The organism is Streptomyces sp. NPDC031274 (assembly GCF_055570235.1).
The window spans coordinates 1-1,067 of record NZ_JBVIHP010000451.1; the positions used below are offsets into that span (position 1 = coordinate 1).

The following is a 1,067-nucleotide window of genomic DNA, read 5'->3' on the forward strand; positions in this document are numbered from 1 at the left end:
CGCCGGGCGTGGGGCGGGCGGCGGTGCGGGTCCTTGAGGACGCGGGGCTGCGTCCCGTGGTGCCGCCGGGGGACGTGTGCTGCGGTCTGACGTACGTGTCCACGGGCCAGCTGGACCGGGCCAGGGCGGTGATGCGGCGCACGCTGGAGCGGATGGGGCCGCTGCTGGACTCGGGCGCGCTGCTTGTGGTGCTCGAGCCGAGCTGTGCGGCGGCGTTGAAGACGGATCTGGTGGAGCTGCTGGGGGAGGACGGGCGGACGGCTGAACTGGCGGGTCGTGTACGGACGTTCGCGGAGGCGCTGGAGGAACTGGCCCCGGAGTGGTCGCCGCCGAGGATCGACCGCGCGGTGGTGGGCCAGACCCACTGCCATCAGCACGCGGTGCTCGGCGACGGGGCGGAGCGCCGACTGCGGGAGAAGGCGGGCCTGGAGGGCGAGTTGAGCGGGGGCTGCTGCGGACTTGCGGGCAACTTCGGCTTCGAGGCGGGGCATTACGAGGTGTCGGTGGCGTGCGCGGAGGAGCAGTTGCTGCCGGCGGTGCGGGATTCCGTGCCGGAGGCCGAGGGCGGGGCGGTGGTCCTCGCGGACGGCTTCTCCTGCCGGACGCAGTTGGAGCAGTTGGGGGAGGGGGTACGGGGGCGGCATTTGGCGGAGGTGCTGGCTGAGGGGTTGGGGGAGGCGTGAGGGGGCTCGCGGGGCGCGGTGGGAAGTGAACTGCGGCTGGGGTGCCGCTGCGCTGTGGCGCCGGGGGGGCACCGCCTCCCTGGGCTACGGGTGTCGGCTTGTCCTCCGCCCGCTGCGGATACGAGCTCCGGGTGCTGGCCACGGCATCGGGCTTCCGGCACTTCGCGGCGCCGCCTCGTCCCCACCCACCCGCCCCCGCCTAGCTGGGTGTCCGGCCCGGGTGCGGGCTGCGGGACCCGGTGCTGAACAGGCCCTCGGGGCCCGGCTGTTGCAAGGCGACCGTCTATGCCGGACCCCCCAGTCCCCACTCCAGGTGCTTCGCACGGCATCGGTACCCCGGCGCCGTGGCGGTGCCGCCTCGTCCCCACCCACCCGCCCCCGCCT

General features: G+C 74.8%; 1 protein-coding gene. It reads left to right on the top strand.

Going from position 1 to position 1,067, the window contains the following annotated elements:
• Positions 1-683: (Fe-S)-binding protein (locus ACZ5CR_RS47100; RefSeq protein ID WP_468870223.1), on the top strand; the 683-nt coding region annotated here is incomplete at its 5' end.
• Positions 684-1,067 lie beyond the last annotated feature (384 nt).